A 15,818-nucleotide genomic window follows, 5' to 3' on the forward strand; every position below is an offset into this window, starting at 1 on the left:
GCATACCCCGGGGGAGGCCCTGGCCCCGTCCCGACGGTGACGAGGAAGGATGAGCCCATGGAGTCCACCCTGCCGGCCTGGCGGTCCGTGCTGGCCGTCGTCGCCCACCCCGACGACGAGTCGTTCGGCCTGGGCGCCGTGCTCACCGCGCTGCGGGACGCGGGCGTTGGCGTCTCGGTGCTCTGCCTGACGCGCGGGGAGGCCTCGACGCTGCACGGGGTGCCGGGCGACCTGACGGCGCTGCGGGCCGGGGAGCTGGCGGCCGCGGCGGAGGAGCTGGGTGTCGGCGACGTGGCGCTGCTGACCTACCCTGACGGGGCTCTGGGCGAGGTGGACCTCGAGGAGCTCACCGAGCAGGTGGTCGCCGCCGCCCGGCGCACCGGGGCCGAAGCCCTGGTCGGTTTCGACCTCACCGGGGTCACCGGCCACCGCGACCACGCCGCCGCGACGGAAGCGGCCGTGCGCGCGGGCGACGTGCTCGGCATACCCGTGCTGGGGTGGACCCTGCCGCTTACGGTGGCGGCGGGCCTGCGCGAGGAGTACGGCGCGCCTTTCGACGGGCACGAGGAGGCCGACGTCGACCTCGTGCTGACGGTCGACCGGGAGCGCCAGCTGCGGGCGGTGCGCTGCCACGCGAGCCAGGCCGTGCCCGGGTCGGTGCTGTGGCGCCGGCTGGAGCTGCTGGGGGACAACGAGCACCTGCGGTGGCTGCGGCGGTAGGGGCGGCGGGGAGGTCGCGTTTTGGAGCACCGCGCGTTGGTACGGTAGCCTCGTGCGTCGCGTGCTGCGCTCCTCGGACCTGCACGCACGGGCCTATAGCTCAGACGGTTAGAGCGCTTCCCTGATAAGGAAGAGGTCACAGGTTCAAGTCCTGTTAGGCCCACCAGACCATCCTCGACATCCCGGGAGGGACGAGATGAACCGCTTGCTCGTGCTGGCAGCTGCGGCCTTCGGGCTGGCGGCGCTGAAGAAGATGCAGGACACCCAGGCCGAGCGCGACCTGTGGGCCGAGGCCACCGACGAGGTGGACACCAACCCCGGTCAGTAGGTCGCCGGACCTGCCCGGTCCGAGGCGGAGGACAACACAAGACGGTGGTCCCCGCGGCTGCGGCCGCGCACGGGGGCGTGGCGCAATTGGTAGCGCACCTGCTTTGCAAGCAGGGGGTTAGGGGTTCGAGTCCCCTCGCCTCCACCCAGGTCAGAGGCCCTTCCCGCTCCGCGGGGAGGGCCTCTGTCGTGTTCAGCTGTCGGTCATCCGCACCACTCCTGCTCTGTCCAGCACGCTAGCAGCGGGCCCCGGACCACGGAGCGTGGGTGAACCTGGCTGAGCCTCCCCCGGGCCGTCGCCTGTGAGACATTCGTTCCCATGTCGGACCTGAACGGCCTGCTGGAGGACCTCGGCCCCGCCTGGTCCGGCGCGCTCGTGTTCGTCGTCACCGTCCTCCTCAGCCTGGTCATCCATCGCCTGCTGACCCGGGGGATCGACGGTGCCGACGGGCAGCGCCACACCGGTCGTCAGGTCGGCCGCTTCTCCAGCGTGGCCGTCTTCATCCTCGGCAGCCTGTGGGCGTTGCGGGTGAGCGGCCTGGAGGTGGGGCCGCTGCTGGGGGCGATGGGCGTCGGTGGCATCGCGGTGGCCTTCGCCGCCCAGGACCTGCTGCAGAACTTCCTCGCCGGTCGGCTCATCCAGGCCCGCCGGCCCTTCAAGGTGGGGGACCAGATCACCAGCCTCGACTACGAGGGCACCGTGCTGGACATCGACCTGCGCGCCACGCGGCTGCGCACCTACGACGGTCTCGACGTGGTCCTGCCCAACGCCGAGGTGCTGCGCCACCCGATCGTCAACCACACCCGGACGCCGTTGCGTCGCACCACGCTGGTGGTCGGGGTGGCCTACGACACCGACCTGGCGCTCGCGCAACGGGTGCTGATCGAGTCGCTCGCCGGTCTGGACGAGCTGCAGGACACCCCCACCCCCAAGGCCTGGGCCCAGGAGTTCGGGGACAGCGCCATCACGTTCGCGGTGATGTTCTGACACGCCTCGGACATGGCGTCCACCTGGGCCGCCCGCAGCGCGGCGGCGATGGCGCTCAAGCGTGGGCTCGACCGGGCAGGGGTCCAGATCCCGTTCCCCCAGCGGGTGGTGCGACACGTCACGGCCCAGGAGGCTCAGGACGCGCCCGGGTGAGGACCGGTGGGCAGTCGGGTACCAGGGGTGTGGTGCCAGTAGTCCCCCGCCCGGCCTCAGCCGGTGTTCTGCAGACCGGCGGCCATGCCGCTGATGGTCAGCAGGAGCGCGCGGTGCCAGGGCCGCCCCTCCTCCGTGTCCGCCCCGGTGGCATCGAGCTCCTCGAGGCAGCGCAGCTGCACGCGGCTCAGGGCGTCGATGAGCGGCTGTCGTCGTTCGACGGCCGTCCTCAGGTGGGGCTTGTGCTCGAGGAGGGTGGTCTGGCCGAGCACGTCCAGCACCTGCTCGCGCGTGCGTCGCATCTCGGCCAGGATGGTCGCCGTCAGCTCCGGGCGGCCGGCGCGGTCCAGGAACTCCCCGGCCAGCTCCTCGTGGCTCTTGGCCAGGCTCATCTCGGCCACGTCCAGCATCGAGGACAGGACGGGCCACTCCCGGTAGGCGGCGCGCAGCGCGTCCCGGTCCGTCTCGGCCGCGAGGGCGGTCCCGAGGCCGTACCAGCCGGGCAGGTTCACCCGGGTCATCGACCACGCGAAGACCCACGGGATCGCCCGCAGGTCGGCCAGGCTCCGACCAGACCCGGCCCCGCGACGGGCGGGACGGGAGCCCAGCCGCAGGTCCCCCAGGACGTCCAGGGGGCTGGCCTCGGCCACGAGGTCGGCGATCCCGCCGGTGTCCATGAGGGCGCGGTAGGCGGTCCTGCTGGCCAGCTCGAGCCGCTCGCCCAGGGCGGCGTGGCGCTCCCCGGCCCGCTCGCGCCGACGCACGACGTCGGGTGAGTCAGCGAGGAGCACCGCGGAGGCCATGCGTTCGAGGTGCTGCTGGGCCAGCCGCACGTCGGCATACCGTGCGTAGATCACCTCCCCCTGCTCGGTCACCTTGAACCGACCGTCGACCGAGCCGGTGGGCTGGGCGGTGATGGCGCGGTGCAGCGGCCCGCCACCCCGCCCCAGAGAGCCTCCGCGCCCGTGGAAGATGGTCAGCTCGACGTCGTGCCGTGAGGCCCAGCTCACCAGCTGCTGCTGGGACCGGTGCAGGGTCAGCGTCGCAGCCGCGGGGCCGATGTCCTTGGCGCTGTCCGAGTAGCCCATCATCACCTCGACCCGGCGGTCGCGCTCCTCAAGCCACGAGCGGGTGGACGGCAGCGCCAGCCACTCCTCCAGGGTGCTGCCGGCGGCCCGAAGGTCCTCACCCGTCTCGAAGAGCGGGACCACGTCCAGGCGCAGCGGCCTGTCCCCCACGGCCAGCCGGGCCAGGGCCCGCACCGCCACGAGGTGGTCGGCGCCCTGGCTGAACGACACGATGTAGCGTCCGCAGCATCGCACCCCCCAGCGCTGCTGCAGCCAGGACATGACCCGCAGCGTGTCTAGCACCTCGCGCGTGGCCGGGGACAGCTCCGGCAAGGCGATGGGCCACCCGTGCCGGGCCAGGGCATCCAGGACCTGCGGGTCGCGGGCGGCCCGCTCGGGCTCGTCCACGGGGCGTCCGTCGACCGTGGCGCCGTGGGCCCGGACGTGACCGAGCAGCTCGACCAGGGCCTGCACGTGCACCCCGCTGTGCTGACGCACCTCGAGCTCGGCCAGGTGGAACCCGAAGGTCTGCACCAGCCACACCAGGTGCAGCAGCTCCCCGTCCGCGGCCCTGCGGTCACCCGCGTCGCGGAGGGAGGTGCGGACCAGGGCCAGGTCTGCCAGCAGCTCCTCGGGGTCGGTGTATGCCGTGCTTGCCGCGCCCTGGGCGGTGGCCTCCAGCCGATGGGCGACGACGAGCAGCTTCTGCCGGTGGGGCTCCGAGGGGGAGTCCTTGGCGATCCCGGCGAAGTCGCCCGGAAGGGCAACGGCGTCGTTGGCGAGCGCCTCCCGGAGCGCGGCGGACGGCGGGGTCCCCTCCTCGTCCATCGTCAGGGAGCGGGCCACCCGCTCGACGTTGGCCTGCAGCGTCCGCAGCGCCACGCCCGCCTGCGCCTCCATCGTGGCCCGGGTGACCTCGGCCGTCACGTGGGGGTTGCCGTCGCGGTCGCCGCCGACCCATGACCCGTAGCGCACGAGGGAGGGCAGCTCCTGGTCGACGGGCCCCTCGTCCTGGGCGGCCAACGCCGCCTCCACCGCCCGCTGGAAACGCGGAAGGGCACGGAAGACCGTGGTGTCGAAGATGGACAGCACCGTGCTGACCTCGTCGACGGGCTGGGGGCGGGTCGTGCGGAGGGTCGAGGTGCGGTGCAGGATGTCGATGTCCTCGAGCATGCGCCGACGGGCGAACGCCCGCTCGGTCGGCCCCGAGGTCGGGTCGGCGTGCCGGTCGAGCTGCTCGGCGAGGCGGCGCAGCGCGGTGGTCACCGCGCGACGCCGCGCCTCGGTGGGGTGGGCCGTGAGCACGGGGTGGAGGCACATCCGCGCGAACCGGTCACGGGCCTGGGGTCCCACGCTCCCCACCGTCGGACCGACGTCGCCGGTGTCGACCGACCCCCCGTGCTCGCCGTCCTCGGTGCGGAGCGAGCGGGCGCGGTGACGCTCGTCGGCCAGGTTGGTCAGATGCAGTCGGACGGTGGCCGCGCGACTGACGGCGGCGACCTGGTCCGGCCCCCGGGGAGGAGCGAGGTCCCCGTCGTCGGACCCGTCCGGATCCTGGAACCGTCGCAGGACCTCGACGAGGTCACCCTGCCCCGCCTCCTGCAGCACCTGTTCGTGCAGCTCGGTCAGCAGGTCGAGGTCTTTGGCCAGGTGCCGCATGCCGACCAACGTACCGGCCAGGGCGGGTCGTCGTCCGGCAGGTTCACGCGGCCAGCAGCAGCGCCAGCGCCGCAGTGTCCACGTCCGACCCGGGGTCGACGTTGGCCCGGCTCGTCATCCGGGTGACGTGACCCTGGGCGTCGGCCTCGACCCACGCGGCGCGGTGGTCCAGCCCTAGGTCGGGCAGGCCGGGCAGGAGGAGGCAGCCGGAGGCGGTGGCGTACTCCGGCACCGACGCCAGGGTCGAGCCGGGCGGGTGGAGCACCGCCAGACCGGGGGGCGGGTGCGCGGCATACCGCCCGGGGACCATCTGGCCCAGGTCGCCGACCTGCACCTCGGCCAGCACCAGGCCGACCGCGTGCTCGGCGCCCTCGGGCGGCTCCTCGATGACCCGGAAGACCGTGCTGCCGCCGAGCAGTCCCGGCACCGCCGCCATCTGGACCGCGAGCAGCAGGAAGTTGGTCCACTCCAGGGTGTCGTCCGGCCACCGGTTGGAGATGACGAAGCCCGCCAGCGAGCCGTCCTTGGTGCACGGGGCCACCTCGACGGGCGGCACCTCCCGATCCGACACGACGACCTCCTCAGGAACCTCGTGTGATGCAGGTCACTGCTTGGTCCTTCCAAGAGTGCCACGGCCGAGGGTCGGGGGGAAGCACCGGCAGGTCACGATGCGGTCGCGTCGCGACCTCCCGGCAGGGACGTCCCCGCCGGGAGGCAGTCCCTCTCAGAGGAACTGCGCCGGGTCGAACTCCTCGATCGGGATGATCCGCATCCGCGGCAGCGTGGAGTTGAACGCCCGCGTGTCGTGCTCGAGGTCGTAGAACTCCATCCCGCGGTGCACCAGGTCGGTGAACCCCGAGTTGCGGAACTCCTCGAACGCCACCAGGCCGACCCGCCGCGTGCCGTCCAGCAGCGGTTCGACCGAGGCGAGGAAGTCGCCGTCGTGCGAGACGAGCATGACGTCGTCCTCGCGCTCGGCCAGCGCGTCCAGCGTGCGCTGGATGGCGATGTCGACGATCTTCTCCTCGGCCGGCCCGGACAGCGGCACCGGCGTGTAGCCCAGCGCCCGCAGCGCCTGGACGAAGGACATTGGCAGGCCCGAGCTGGCGTTGAGGAAGAACAGCCCCTTGGCCGGGTTGCCCCAGGTGTCCTGGACGAAGCTCAGCAGCCGGTCCCACCGCGGACGCTCTTCCGGGTGGGGCCGACGCCCCAGGATGCTGTTGCCGAGGGTGGCGTCGATGTTCTCGCCGTCCACCAGCAGGTACGAGGTGCTCATCTCTCTCCTAGGTTGATATCGGTTGATCTACGAAAAACACGAGATAGCCCTATCGTCTGCGATCATTCGTAGACGAGCTTCTGCGGGCCGGGGAAGATCCAGGACAGCCCGTCGCGCAGCCGGTCGCGCCAGTTCTCCCACGAGTGCCCGTCGCGGGACTCCACATACCGCACCTGCGCCCCGGTGGACTCGAAGACAGGCACCATCGACCGGTTCGGCACGATGAGCGGCTCGTAGACCCCGCAGGTGATCATCATCCGGTCGGCCACCCGGCGCGGCCGCTCCCGGTAGCGGTTCATGAACTTCACCACCGGGTCGAACGCCGGCCCGCCGCCGTGGTCGGAGCCGATGTCGGTGAAGACGAACGAGCCCGACTGCAGGAACAGGTTGCCCCACGTGTCGGGGCTGCGGAAGGCCGTCGACAGCGAGGCCACCGCACCGAAGCTGGCGCCCATGAGCGCCCGCGCGTCCGACCGCCGCACGACCGGCAGCTCCTCCTCCAGCGCCGGCAGCAGCTCGCGGGTGACGTGCCGGGCATGGGGCGCGTGGTTGGGATACTCCCTGAGCCGGTCGCCGGGGTTGGAGAAGAGGACGATCGTCTCGGCCATGTCGAGATGGTGGATGAGGTTGTCCAGGACCGTCTTCATCGCCGCGTAGGTGATGTAGTCGTCCCCGTCGTGCACGACGAGCAACGGGTAGGAGCTGGACCGCCGGAACCGGGCGGGCAGGTAGACCCGGTTGTGCGTGGTCCGTCGCAGCGCCTTCGACGGCAGGTCCCAGTCGATCAGCTCCCCCGGCCTCGACTCCGGCTGGGGCAGCACCCACGTCGGCGTCTCGTAGCCTGCCGCCTGGCAGACGCTGGAGCTGCCGACCGGGGAGTGCGCGACGTGCGGGTTCAGCGGGTCGTTGACCGCCTCGACGGCCGCGCCCTGCCGCACCTCGAGCTGGTACTCCACCCGCGAGTGCGCCGGCAGCTCGATGGTGACGTACCACAGCGGGTCGCCGTCGAGCACGTCCAGCCGCTTCATCGGCACGTGCTGCGGCTGGTTGACGATCCGGTGCAGCACCGCGACGGCGTCGGCCTGTCCCCGGTAGAGGAAGGTGCTCCGCGGCCCCTCGACGACGGGCACCTCGTGCTCGGCGAGGAACTCCTCGACCTCGGCGTCGGTCAGCGGGGCCCGTTCCCGCAGGCGGTTGATGGCCAGCTTGCCCTTCGGGCGCGGCGCGATCGGGTATGGCGTGGGCAGGCTCACGCTGCTCCCTCCAGGTCGTGGGGCAGACCGTCGGCGCCCAGGACCCGGGCCCCTGCGGGCAGCCGGCCGTCGGCGGTGAGCGTGACCTGGGCCCGCTCCTCCAGCAGCAGCGCGGTCCACGGGGCCGTCCGGGCGGCCAGCATCCGCATCCGGTCCTGGTCGCGCATCAGCAGCCGCTCCCGGGGCGAGGGCAGGGCCACGACGCCCCGGGTCAGCGCCAGGCCGTTCATGAGCAGCTCGGAGACACCGGGGGCGGCCACCGGGTCGTCGTAGAAGAGCAGCACCCGCTCGGTGACGGCCATCGCACCGGCCCCCCAGGCGATGATCGGCCGCAGCAGCCGCGGGGCCGGCCCGAGGTCCGGCCCGCCGCTGCGGTCGAACGGCGTGCTGGGCTCGACGTCGGACGGCGCGGCCAGCGCCGGACCGAGGTTGAACAGGTGCAGGGCACCCAGCAGCACCCCCACGTGCCCGCCGGTGACCACGACCGCCTCGGTGTCGGCGACGAGCCGCCCGACGTGGAACCGGGCGGTGACGACGGCGTCGCGGTGGTGCGGCTCCCACCGGGCGTAGAACTCGTGGTTGAGATCGCCCACCCGCTCCAGGTGCCGCACGTCCATCTCGCGCATGATCGACAGGACGTCCTCGACGGCCAGCTCCACGACCCGGGGGTCACGGGGGGTGTGCTGCCGGATCCGCCGCAGGGCCTCGACGGCCTGCTCGAGCCCGATGAGGTAGAGCTCCTGCATCTCGGTGTGCACCAGCCGGCGGCGCCGGTCGGCCTCGGCCAGCTCGGGGTCGGCCTCCCAGACCTCCTGCATGAGCTGCCACAGCCCGAGGTTGACGCACCGGTGGCCGAGCTGCTCGGCGAGGAGCGCGTCGTCGGCCTCGCGGTCGCGCCACCCGGTGGTGATCGTGGCGAACCGGCGCCCCGCCAGGCCGAGGTCGGCCACGACCTGCCCGATCCGGGGGGTGCGCTGCGGTCCGAGCAGGGTGATCCGGGGGTCGGCGGTCAGGTCCTCCGGGACCGGGTCAGCCGGCATGGACCTGCACGACGCGACCCACCTCGTCGAGCATGAACCGCAGGTGGTCGTAGTCGGGGTGCTTCATCCGGACCCACGCGTTGGCCATGAAGCCGGCCTCCACCGGCTGGGTGCCGGTGCCGGCCACCGGGACGTTGGCGTCGATGATCCACCGTCCGAACCGGTTCTCGACCTCCTCCAGCCCGGTGTAGCCGCTGATCACCCCGTCCTGGTCGGGCCGCAGCGCGACGATCCCGGCGGAGTGGCTGCGCGAGGGCTGCTGGCTGATGCGACCGTGCACGACCGCCTCGGCCCACGCGGCATACACGTCCATGTCGTTGGCGGCGTTGTAGAGGTCCCAGCAGCCCACGCCGGGCGGGCGGCAGCCGATCTCGCTGAAGACCAGGCCCTTGGGCCCGTGGAACCACTCCATGTGCGTGGCGGAGGTGCCGATCCCCAGGGCGGCGTTGACCCGGGTGCCCATCTCGCGCATCTCGTCGTAGAGGCCGCCGCCGTCGACCCGGTTGGTCGCGACGAACTGCGGCGAGATCCAGCGCGTGCGCATCGCCTCCAGCACGTTGGGGTAGTAGTGCGAGGCGAAGTCCAGCGCGATCTGGCCGTCGATGCTGACCGTGTCGTAGAACCCCTCGTGGCCCTCGATGAACTCCTCGACGGCGATCGAGCTGTAGTGCCCCATGGAGTCCAGGGCCGCCGCGAGCTGGCTGTCGTCGTCCACCCGGCGCGTGTCGGCGGCCCCGGCGGCGTCGCGGGGCTTGAGGATGATCGGGTAGCCGTGCTCCCGGGCGAAGTCCCACACCTGCTGGGCGTCGTCGGCGCCGACCGTGGCCGCGGTGCGCACCCCGGCCCGGCGCAGCGCCTCCTTCATCGAGGGCTTGTCGCGGCACAGCCAGGTCGTGCGCACCGACGTGCCTGGGATGCCGAGGGCCTCCCGCACCTGCGCGGCGACCATCTGGTGGGACTCGATCGTCGACTCCAGCCGGTCGACCCAGACCATGCCCTGCACCCGACGGACCGCCTCGGTCATCTGGTGCAGGTCGGTCACCGAGCCCACCTGCTCGTAGTGGACCATCCAGTCCTTGAGCTGGTCGTCCAGGTAGTCCAGCGGCGTCTCCCCGATGCCGATGACGGTGGCGCCCGTCCCGGCGAGAGCCCGGGGGAACTCGCGCTGGTTGCGCGGGAAGTGCGGCTCGACGAAGACGATGTTCACGAGGTCGAGCCTGCCACATCGGGGGCCGCGGGGAGAGGTATGCGGCCGCGCCGCGTCAGTCCTTCTGCGCGCCGCGGGCGAGCTCGTCGAACGCCCGGGCCACCACCTCGGCGTAGACGTGCATCCCCTCGATGTCCGGGTGGACCTGGTCGGACTGCAGCACCTGCGGCTGCTGGCTGATCGTGCCGTTCCAGTCGCCGACGACCGCGTTCGGGTGGTCGGCGACGACCTCGCGGATGGTCTCGTTGGAGGAGTCGACGAAGGAGCTGCGCACGTAGAGGTCCATGACGACCACGTTGCGCTCCGGCCCGAACGCCTCCAGCGCAGCCCGCAGGGCCGTCTCGTCGACCCCGGCGTTGGTGCCCAGGTGGAGGACGACGTTGTCGCGGACGGTGCCGGCGGCCACCGACTCCTCGATGACGGCCAGGGTGTCGTGCCACTGCCGGTTGGACCGGGCCTCGTAGGCGACGCCCGGGAAGCGGTAGGTCAGCCCGTCGGCGCTGGTGACGACGAGGGAGTCGCCGATCGCGGTGATCTCCTCCCCCGCCGGGACGAGCAGGTCGTCGGCGTCGGGGGCGAAGGACGAGCCGTTGACCACCACGGCACCCTCGGGGAGCTCGGCGTCGGCCGGCTCCTCCTTGTCGCCGTCCTCGTCGTCCTTCGCCGCGGCCTTGTCGGTCTCCTTGTCGGTGTCCTTGTCCTTGTCCCCGGAGTCCTTCTCGTCCTTCGCGCCGTCCTTCGCGTCGGACCCGTCCTTGGCGGCATCCTTGGCTGCGGCCCCCTCGTCCCCGGCCGTCCCCAGGGCCTGCCCGGCGGCGATCCCGGTGTCGCCGGCGTCCAGGTCCGCCGCGCCCCCGTCCCCGGCCGCGTCGTCCCCGCCGTCGGCAGCACCGCCGGTGACCCCGAGCCGGGCCTCGGACTCCTCGATCTGCTGCTGGGTCTGCGACTTCTCCGGGGCGGTGGCCACCGCGACCGCCGTGAGCAGCACCATGGCCGCCAGGGTCCCGGCGACGATCCGCGGCGTGCGGCTGGTCTCCCAGGGCGTGCGCACCCATCGGGTCGCCCGGCGGATCGAGCGCCGGAACCCGTGCTTGCGCACCGGCCGCTCGACGAGCCGCAGCGACAGCTCGGTCATGACCAGGGTCAGCACCAGCGCCCCGCCGAGCACGACCCAGCCGCGGGTGGTGCCGACGGCGTAGGGGAAGACCGCGCCGACGATCATCAGGACCGGCCAGTGCCACAGGTAGATGCCGTACGACCGTTCGCCGACCCACCGCAGCGGCGCCAGCTCCATCGTCGAGCGCCACAGGCCGTCGGACTCCAGCAGGGCGGCCACGAGCACGACGGTCGCCAACGAGGCGAGGAGGAAGCCGCCCCGGAACGTCAGCGCCGAGCCCTCGTCCATCCACCGCAGCTGCGCCCCCAGCACGACCAGGGCCCCGAGCACGGCCGCCCACCGCCAGCGACGCCATACCGCGCTGCGCAGCCCGGCCCGGTGGGTCGGGTCGGCCCACGCGATCGCCAGGGCGGCCCCGGCCATGAGCCCCATGAGGTGGGTGTCGGTGCCGTAGTAGACGCGGGTGGCGTCCTCGCTGGGCGACCACATGACCGCCATGGCGATCGTCGACGCCAGCCCCACCCCGCCGACGAGGTAGAGCCGCTGCCGGGTCGTCCGGGTCAGCGCCAGCCCGACCGCCAGCACGAGCGGCCAGAGCAGGTAGAACTGCTCCTCCACGGCCAGCGACCAGAAGTTGATGAACAGGATCGGCGAGGTGCTGTGGAAGTAGCTGGCCCCCGCGCCGATCTCCAGCCAGTTGGTCGTGAACGTCAGCGCCCCGAGCGCCTGGCGGCCGATGCCCACGAGCAGGTCGCCGCCGACCATGCGGGCGGCGGTGACGCTGACGAGGACGACGAGGACGAGGGCGGGCAGGAGGCGTCGGGCGCGGCGCTTCCAGAAGTTCAGCAGGTCCAGCCTGCCGCGCCGGGCGACGTCGCGCAGCAGCAGCGTGGTGATGAGGAAGCCGGAGACGACGAAGAAGACGTCGACGCCGAGGTAGCCCCCGGGCAGGGTCGTCGGCAGGAAGTGGAACAGCAGCACCGAGACGATGGCGATCGCGCGCAGGCCGTCCAGCCCGGGGATGTACCCGGGCCGGGGCGAGACGCCCTCGGGCCCGCGGCGCCGGCCGCTGCGGCCGCGCCCCTTGGCGCTGCTCGTGCGCCCGGAGCCGGTCCTGGTCCGCGTGGAGGGGTATGCCGTGCGCGCCGGCTGGGAGCGCAGCGCCTCGGGACCGCGCGGAGCGGGGGGTGCCGGCGCGACCTCGGTCTCGTCGGGCAGGTGTGCGGGCAGGGACATCGGCCGCGCACCTCCTCACGACCACGGGGCGGGGCGGTCGCTGCCTCCGGACGGCAGGACCTGTTCCCCGAGCTGCGGCGGTCGGACCCAGCGTAGGTTCGCACCACACCCGTCACTCCGCCATCGCCCGGTGTGTCGCAGGGTCGGGCACCAGGTTGCCGTGACCGCCTTGGCTGGCGCGCGCGTGTCGGTCGTCCTCGGCGGGCACATGGGGGGGCCGGTGTCGAGGTGCGGCGTGACGGGCTGTGGCCCCGGGGAGGGCCGGAAGCGGTCATGCGACGACCGAGGGCGCCCTCCTGATGGAGGACGCCCTCGGTCGTGGCGCTGGTGCCGGTCGTCCGGCAGGCCGCTCGTCAGATGCCGGTGGACCGGTCGTCGTAGCGGCGCTCGGCCTCGGGGCGGTCGAGCGGCGGCTGGGCCGGGTCGGCGTCCACGTCGGGGCCGGTGCCGAGGCCGGCACGGTCGTCCGGGTCGGACCGGTCGATGGCGCCCGACCAGGTGGCGCTGTCAGCCTCGTCGCGAGCCTCGGCCTCCTCGTGGCCGACCGAGTCGTCGTCGGAGTCCGAAGCGGTCCCGCTCTCGTGGGCGACCGGCTCGCCGTGGTGCGCACGGGCGGACGCGATCTCCTCGGTCGGGGACTCGCCGGGCGCCTGCTCGTCGGCGGTCGTCGGCTCGTCGCTGGCGAGCTCGTCGATCTCCTCCGAGTCGAGCATGCGCGGCTGCTCGTAGGACCCGCTGTCGGAGGTGGTCCCGGTGGTTCCGGTGGTGGCGGCGGCCGTGCCGGCAGCTCCCGCCCCGGCGGCGCTGCCGACCCCGAAGCTCTGCGAGCTGGGGCTGGTGGCGCTGCCCGACACGTCGGCGGTGCCGGTGGTCGACGTGGCGGGGGCGTAGGCACCCGCCACCTCGGGCGTCGTGCCGGAGCTGGTGGGGGTGCGGCTCGCCCACGGGTCGGCGCCGCCGGCCTGCGAGGCCCACGGGTCCTTGGCGGGAGCCTTCTCCTGCTCGCCGAGCCACCAGGCCAGGGCGGCACCGGCGGCGGCCAGCAGACCCAGGGCGATGAGCACGCCGCCCTTCTTCTTGCGCTTCTTGGGCGATCCGGTGACGGCGGCGGCCAGCCCCTCCTCCTGGGTCAGCACCCGGTCCTTGCCCGCCTGGACGTCGCCCAGCATGGCCTGGATCTTGGGCAGCAGCTCCTCGTTGATCACGTCGCGCAGGTGGTCGACGCGCGGTCCGACGGCGGCGACCCCCTCCTGCGCGCGGGGGACGGCGACGTCGATGCCGTGGTCCATCCCCAGGACCGCGCGGTTCCGGGTCTCCTCGGCCCTCTCCCGGGCGGCGGCGGCGAGGGCGGCCAGCATGGCGGCGCTGGCCCCGGCCTTCTCCTTGGCGTCCGCGGTGAGCGGGGCGGTGCGCTCGGCGAGGTGCCCGGCGCGCTCCCGTGCGCTGTCGGCCAGGTGGCTGCCGCGCTCGCGGGTCTCCTCGGCGAGGTGGCTGGCCCCGGACCGGGCCCCGACGGCGGCGGTGCCGGCCAGCGCGGCCAGACGCCCGGCGGACTTCTCCGCCTTCTTGTTCGCCTTCTTGGCCTTCTTGCCGGCGACCTTGCTCGCCTTCTCGGCCCGCTTGCGGGCGTCCTTGGTCAGCTTGCTCGTCGAGCGGTCGGCGGCGGCCAGCCCCAGGTCCGTGGCCTTGCGGCCGTGCTCGGCGGCCCTGGAGGCGGCCTTGGCGGCCGCCTCGCGGTCGTGGGTGGCGGCCTTGAGCGCCTTGGCGCGGGCCTTCTGGGCGTGCTTGCGGCCCTTGCTGTCGTCCTTGGGGGCGGTCGCCTCCGCCAGGGTCGCCAGCACGGCGGCACCGAGGTTGCGGGCCCCCGTGGCGGCGATGCTGCCAGCCTCCCCGGCGTCGGATCGGGCCTTGGCGGCCTGGGCGGACGCACGCTCGGCGTCGGTCTTGAAGAACACGACTGCTCCTCCTTCGGTTGTCTGCCTCCCATCCTGCACCGTCGCCGGACACAACTCCACCGGGGGTGGGTCGCCACGGGACCGGGGGCGTCGGAGCCTCGTGCGAGACTGTCCGCCATGAACGTCACGCTGCACACCAACCACGGCGACATCAACCTGACCCTCTTCGAGAACGCCGCGCCGAAGACGGTCGCCAACTTCGTCGGACTGGCCACGGGTGAGAAGGAGTACAAGGACGACGCCGGGCGCACCAGCCCGCAGCCGTTCTACGACGGCCTGACCTTCCACCGGATCATCCCCAACTTCATGATCCAGGGCGGCTGCCCCATGGGCGAGGGCATCGGCGGACCGGGCTACACCTTCGACGACGAGATCAGCCCCGACCACAACTTCAACCAGCCCTACATGCTCGCCATGGCCAACGCCGGCAAGCGCATGGGCAAGGGGACCAACGGGTCGCAGTTCTTCATCACCGTCGACTCCACCACCTGGCTGCAGGGCAAGCACACGATCTTCGGCGAGGTCGCCGACCAGCCCTCGCGCGACGTCGTGGACGCCATCGCCGCCGTCGAGACCGGCCGCAACGACAAGCCGGTCGAGCCCGTCGTCATCGAGCGCGTCAGCGTCGAGCGCTGACCCGACCCCGCGGCACGTGAGCTCCCCGCCTCCACCGGGCCCCGACCCCGCGGACCCCCGACCGGCCACCGGCCCCGGTGACGGCGCGGGGCCGCATACCCCTGGGTCCGGTGGGGCGGCGGACCCGCCCACGTGCCCACGCCATCCGGACCGGGTCTCCTACGTCAGCTGCCAGCGGTGCGGGCGCCCCACGTGCCCCGACTGCCAGCGGCCGGCCGCCGTCGGCATCCAGTGCGTCGACTGCGTCAAGGAGGGTGCGCGCACCACCCCCACGGCGCGCACCCGGTTCGGCGCCCGCGTCGCCGACGGCCCGCCCGTCGTCACCTGGACGATCCTCGGCCTGTGCGTCGCGGTGTACCTCGGGCAGCGCCTCGTGCCCGGGCTGACCCGCGACCTGTCCTTCGTCGGCGTGCTCGCCGGCAGCGAGCCGTGGCGGTTCATCACCTCCGCCTTCGTGCACTCGCCGACCTCGCTGCTGCACATCCTGTTCAACATGTACATCCTGTACGCCTTCGGGCCCACCCTCGAAGGCGCGCTGGGCCGGGTCCGCTTCCTGCTGGTCTACCTGCTCAGCGCCGTGGGCGGGTCCATCGGCGTGCTGCTGCTCAGCCCGCTCGAGCCGGGATGGTTCGTGCAGGTGGTGGGGGCGTCCGGGGCGATCTTCGGACTGCTGCTCCTGTATGTCGTGCTGCTGGTGCGGCAGGGCCAGGTCCCCACCGCGCTCCTGGTGATGATCGGGATCAACCTCGCGCTGCCGTTCTTCGTCAGCGGCATCGCCTGGGAGGCGCACATCGGGGGTGCGGTCACCGGGGCGGCGCTGGGCGGCCTGCTGCTGCTGACCTCGGCACCCGGGCGGGACAAGGAGGCCGTGCGCCGCCGCGCGATGTTCTGGCCCGGACTCGTCGGCCTGGCCGCCGTGCTGCTGGGCCTCGGGGTCTTCCGCATCGTCCAGGTGCTCGGCGCCGGGGCGTTCACGCTGACCGGCTGAGAGCGTTCCGCAGGGGGCACGCCGGCGAGCAGCGCCATGGGGATCCGTCGGGTCGCCGGGCGACTTCAGGCCCCTGGCGCCACGATCGGTCGCGCGAGGTGGTCGGTCGGGTCAGCCGGTCGGGTCGGCCGGTCAGCGGGGCGGCGGGGCGGCGGCCCATGCACAGGCCCGCGCGAGTTATCCACAGAAATGAATG

The 15,818-nt window shown here is 72.9% G+C and carries 14 protein-coding genes and 2 tRNA genes; 8 read left to right on the forward strand and 8 right to left on the reverse strand.

All coding sequences use genetic code 11. The features are described 5' to 3' along the window. The first annotated feature begins 57 nt into the window (after positions 1-57). The 6 genes from FJR00_RS04175 to FJR00_RS15680 all read left to right on the forward strand — a co-directional run bounded on the left by FJR00_RS04175 (position 58) and on the right by FJR00_RS15680 (position 2,188). Positions 58-720, forward strand: coding sequence for a PIG-L deacetylase family protein (locus tag FJR00_RS04175; RefSeq protein ID WP_181409484.1), 663 nt, complete (start codon positions 58-60; stop codon positions 718-720). A gap of 89 nt (positions 721-809) precedes the next feature. Next, positions 810-886: transfer RNA gene (locus tag FJR00_RS04180), tRNA-Ile, on the forward strand. A gap of 30 nt (positions 887-916) precedes the next feature. Next, positions 917-1,048 (forward strand): DLW-39 family protein, encoded by a 132-nt coding sequence (locus tag FJR00_RS16220; protein WP_237770312.1) that lies wholly within the window; start codon positions 917-919, stop codon positions 1,046-1,048. A gap of 71 nt (positions 1,049-1,119) precedes the next feature. Continuing rightward, positions 1,120-1,192: transfer RNA gene (locus FJR00_RS04185), tRNA-Ala, on the forward strand. Between the two features lie 174 nt (positions 1,193-1,366). Further along, the gene (locus FJR00_RS04190) at positions 1,367-2,035 is read left to right on the forward strand and encodes a mechanosensitive ion channel family protein (protein WP_141337588.1); all 669 of its coding nucleotides are present in this window, start codon (positions 1,367-1,369) and stop codon (positions 2,033-2,035) included. 12 nt (positions 2,036-2,047) lie between these two features. Continuing rightward, positions 2,048-2,188 (forward strand): hypothetical protein, encoded by a 141-nt coding sequence (locus tag FJR00_RS15680; protein WP_181409485.1) that lies wholly within the window; start codon positions 2,048-2,050, stop codon positions 2,186-2,188. Between the two features lie 56 nt (positions 2,189-2,244). Here FJR00_RS15680 and FJR00_RS04195 read toward each other — a convergent pair whose 3' ends face one another. The 8 genes from FJR00_RS04195 to FJR00_RS04230 form a co-directional block, all read right to left on the reverse strand. Further along, a complete protein-coding gene (locus tag FJR00_RS04195) occupies positions 2,245-4,914 on the reverse strand; it encodes a phosphoenolpyruvate carboxylase (RefSeq protein WP_141337589.1) in 2,670 nt (889 codons plus the stop codon). A gap of 43 nt (positions 4,915-4,957) precedes the next feature. After that, positions 4,958-5,485 carry a peptidase gene (locus FJR00_RS04200; RefSeq protein ID WP_141337590.1) on the reverse strand — a complete coding sequence of 176 codons (528 nt, stop codon included), beginning with the start codon at positions 5,483-5,485 and terminating at the stop codon, positions 4,958-4,960. A 153-nt stretch (positions 5,486-5,638) separates the two neighbouring features. Further along, positions 5,639-6,190: an NYN domain-containing protein gene (locus FJR00_RS04205; RefSeq protein WP_141337591.1), complete on the reverse strand. Its 552-nt coding sequence runs from the start codon at positions 6,188-6,190 to the stop codon at positions 5,639-5,641. A gap of 62 nt (positions 6,191-6,252) precedes the next feature. Continuing rightward, entirely contained in the window at positions 6,253-7,443 is a 1,191-nt protein-coding gene (locus tag FJR00_RS04210) for an alpha/beta hydrolase (protein ID WP_141337592.1), read from the reverse strand. After that, the gene (locus FJR00_RS04215; RefSeq protein ID WP_141337593.1) at positions 7,440-8,483 is read right to left on the reverse strand and encodes a hypothetical protein; all 1,044 of its coding nucleotides are present in this window, start codon (positions 8,481-8,483) and stop codon (positions 7,440-7,442) included. Before FJR00_RS04215 ends, FJR00_RS04210 begins: the two co-directional genes overlap by 4 nt. Then, positions 8,473-9,690 (reverse strand): ATP-grasp domain-containing protein, encoded by a 1,218-nt coding sequence (locus FJR00_RS04220; protein WP_141337594.1) that lies wholly within the window; start codon positions 9,688-9,690, stop codon positions 8,473-8,475. The genes FJR00_RS04215 and FJR00_RS04220 overlap by 11 nt, the downstream gene beginning before the upstream one ends. 55 nt (positions 9,691-9,745) lie before the next feature. Next, positions 9,746-12,043 (reverse strand): acyltransferase family protein, encoded by a 2,298-nt coding sequence (locus FJR00_RS04225; RefSeq protein WP_141337595.1) that lies wholly within the window; start codon positions 12,041-12,043, stop codon positions 9,746-9,748. A gap of 353 nt (positions 12,044-12,396) precedes the next feature. Beyond that, positions 12,397-13,998, reverse strand: coding sequence for a hypothetical protein (locus FJR00_RS04230; protein WP_141337596.1), 1,602 nt, complete (start codon positions 13,996-13,998; stop codon positions 12,397-12,399). 117 nt (positions 13,999-14,115) lie between these two features. Between FJR00_RS04230 and FJR00_RS04235 the strand changes: the two genes are divergently transcribed. Both FJR00_RS04235 and FJR00_RS04240 read left to right on the forward strand, forming a co-directional pair. After that, positions 14,116-14,634, forward strand: coding sequence for a peptidylprolyl isomerase (locus tag FJR00_RS04235; RefSeq protein ID WP_141337597.1), 519 nt, complete (start codon positions 14,116-14,118; stop codon positions 14,632-14,634). Between the two features lie 16 nt (positions 14,635-14,650). Further along, a complete protein-coding gene (locus FJR00_RS04240; RefSeq protein ID WP_141337598.1) occupies positions 14,651-15,622 on the forward strand; it encodes a rhomboid family intramembrane serine protease in 972 nt (323 codons plus the stop codon). The last annotated feature ends 196 nt before the right edge of the window (positions 15,623-15,818 follow it).

It is taken from the genome of Ornithinimicrobium kibberense, from assembly GCF_006519705.1.
Lineage (GTDB): Bacteria > Actinomycetota > Actinomycetes > Actinomycetales > Dermatophilaceae > Ornithinicoccus > Ornithinicoccus kibberensis.

Bases quoted from the DNA above. Each gene is read 5' to 3' on its own strand.
- FJR00_RS04195 (WP_141337589.1), bottom strand. From the start codon at position 4,914: ATGCGGCACCTGGCCAAAGACCTCGACCTGCTGACCGAGCTGCACGAA.
- FJR00_RS04205 (WP_141337591.1), bottom strand. From the start codon at position 6,190: ATGAGCACCTCGTACCTGCTGGTGGACGGCGAGAACATCGACGCCACC.
- FJR00_RS15680 (WP_181409485.1), top strand. From the start codon at position 2,048: ATGGCGTCCACCTGGGCCGCCCGCAGCGCGGCGGCGATGGCGCTCAAG.
- FJR00_RS04225 (WP_141337595.1), bottom strand. From the start codon at position 12,043: ATGTCCCTGCCCGCACACCTGCCCGACGAGACCGAGGTCGCGCCGGCA.
- FJR00_RS04215 (WP_141337593.1), bottom strand. From the start codon at position 8,483: ATGCCGGCTGACCCGGTCCCGGAGGACCTGACCGCCGACCCCCGGATC.
- FJR00_RS04175 (WP_181409484.1), top strand. From the start codon at position 58: ATGGAGTCCACCCTGCCGGCCTGGCGGTCCGTGCTGGCCGTCGTCGCC.
- FJR00_RS16220 (WP_237770312.1), top strand. From the start codon at position 917: ATGAACCGCTTGCTCGTGCTGGCAGCTGCGGCCTTCGGGCTGGCGGCG.
- FJR00_RS04190 (WP_141337588.1), top strand. From the start codon at position 1,367: ATGTCGGACCTGAACGGCCTGCTGGAGGACCTCGGCCCCGCCTGGTCC.
- FJR00_RS04235 (WP_141337597.1), top strand. From the start codon at position 14,116: ATGAACGTCACGCTGCACACCAACCACGGCGACATCAACCTGACCCTC.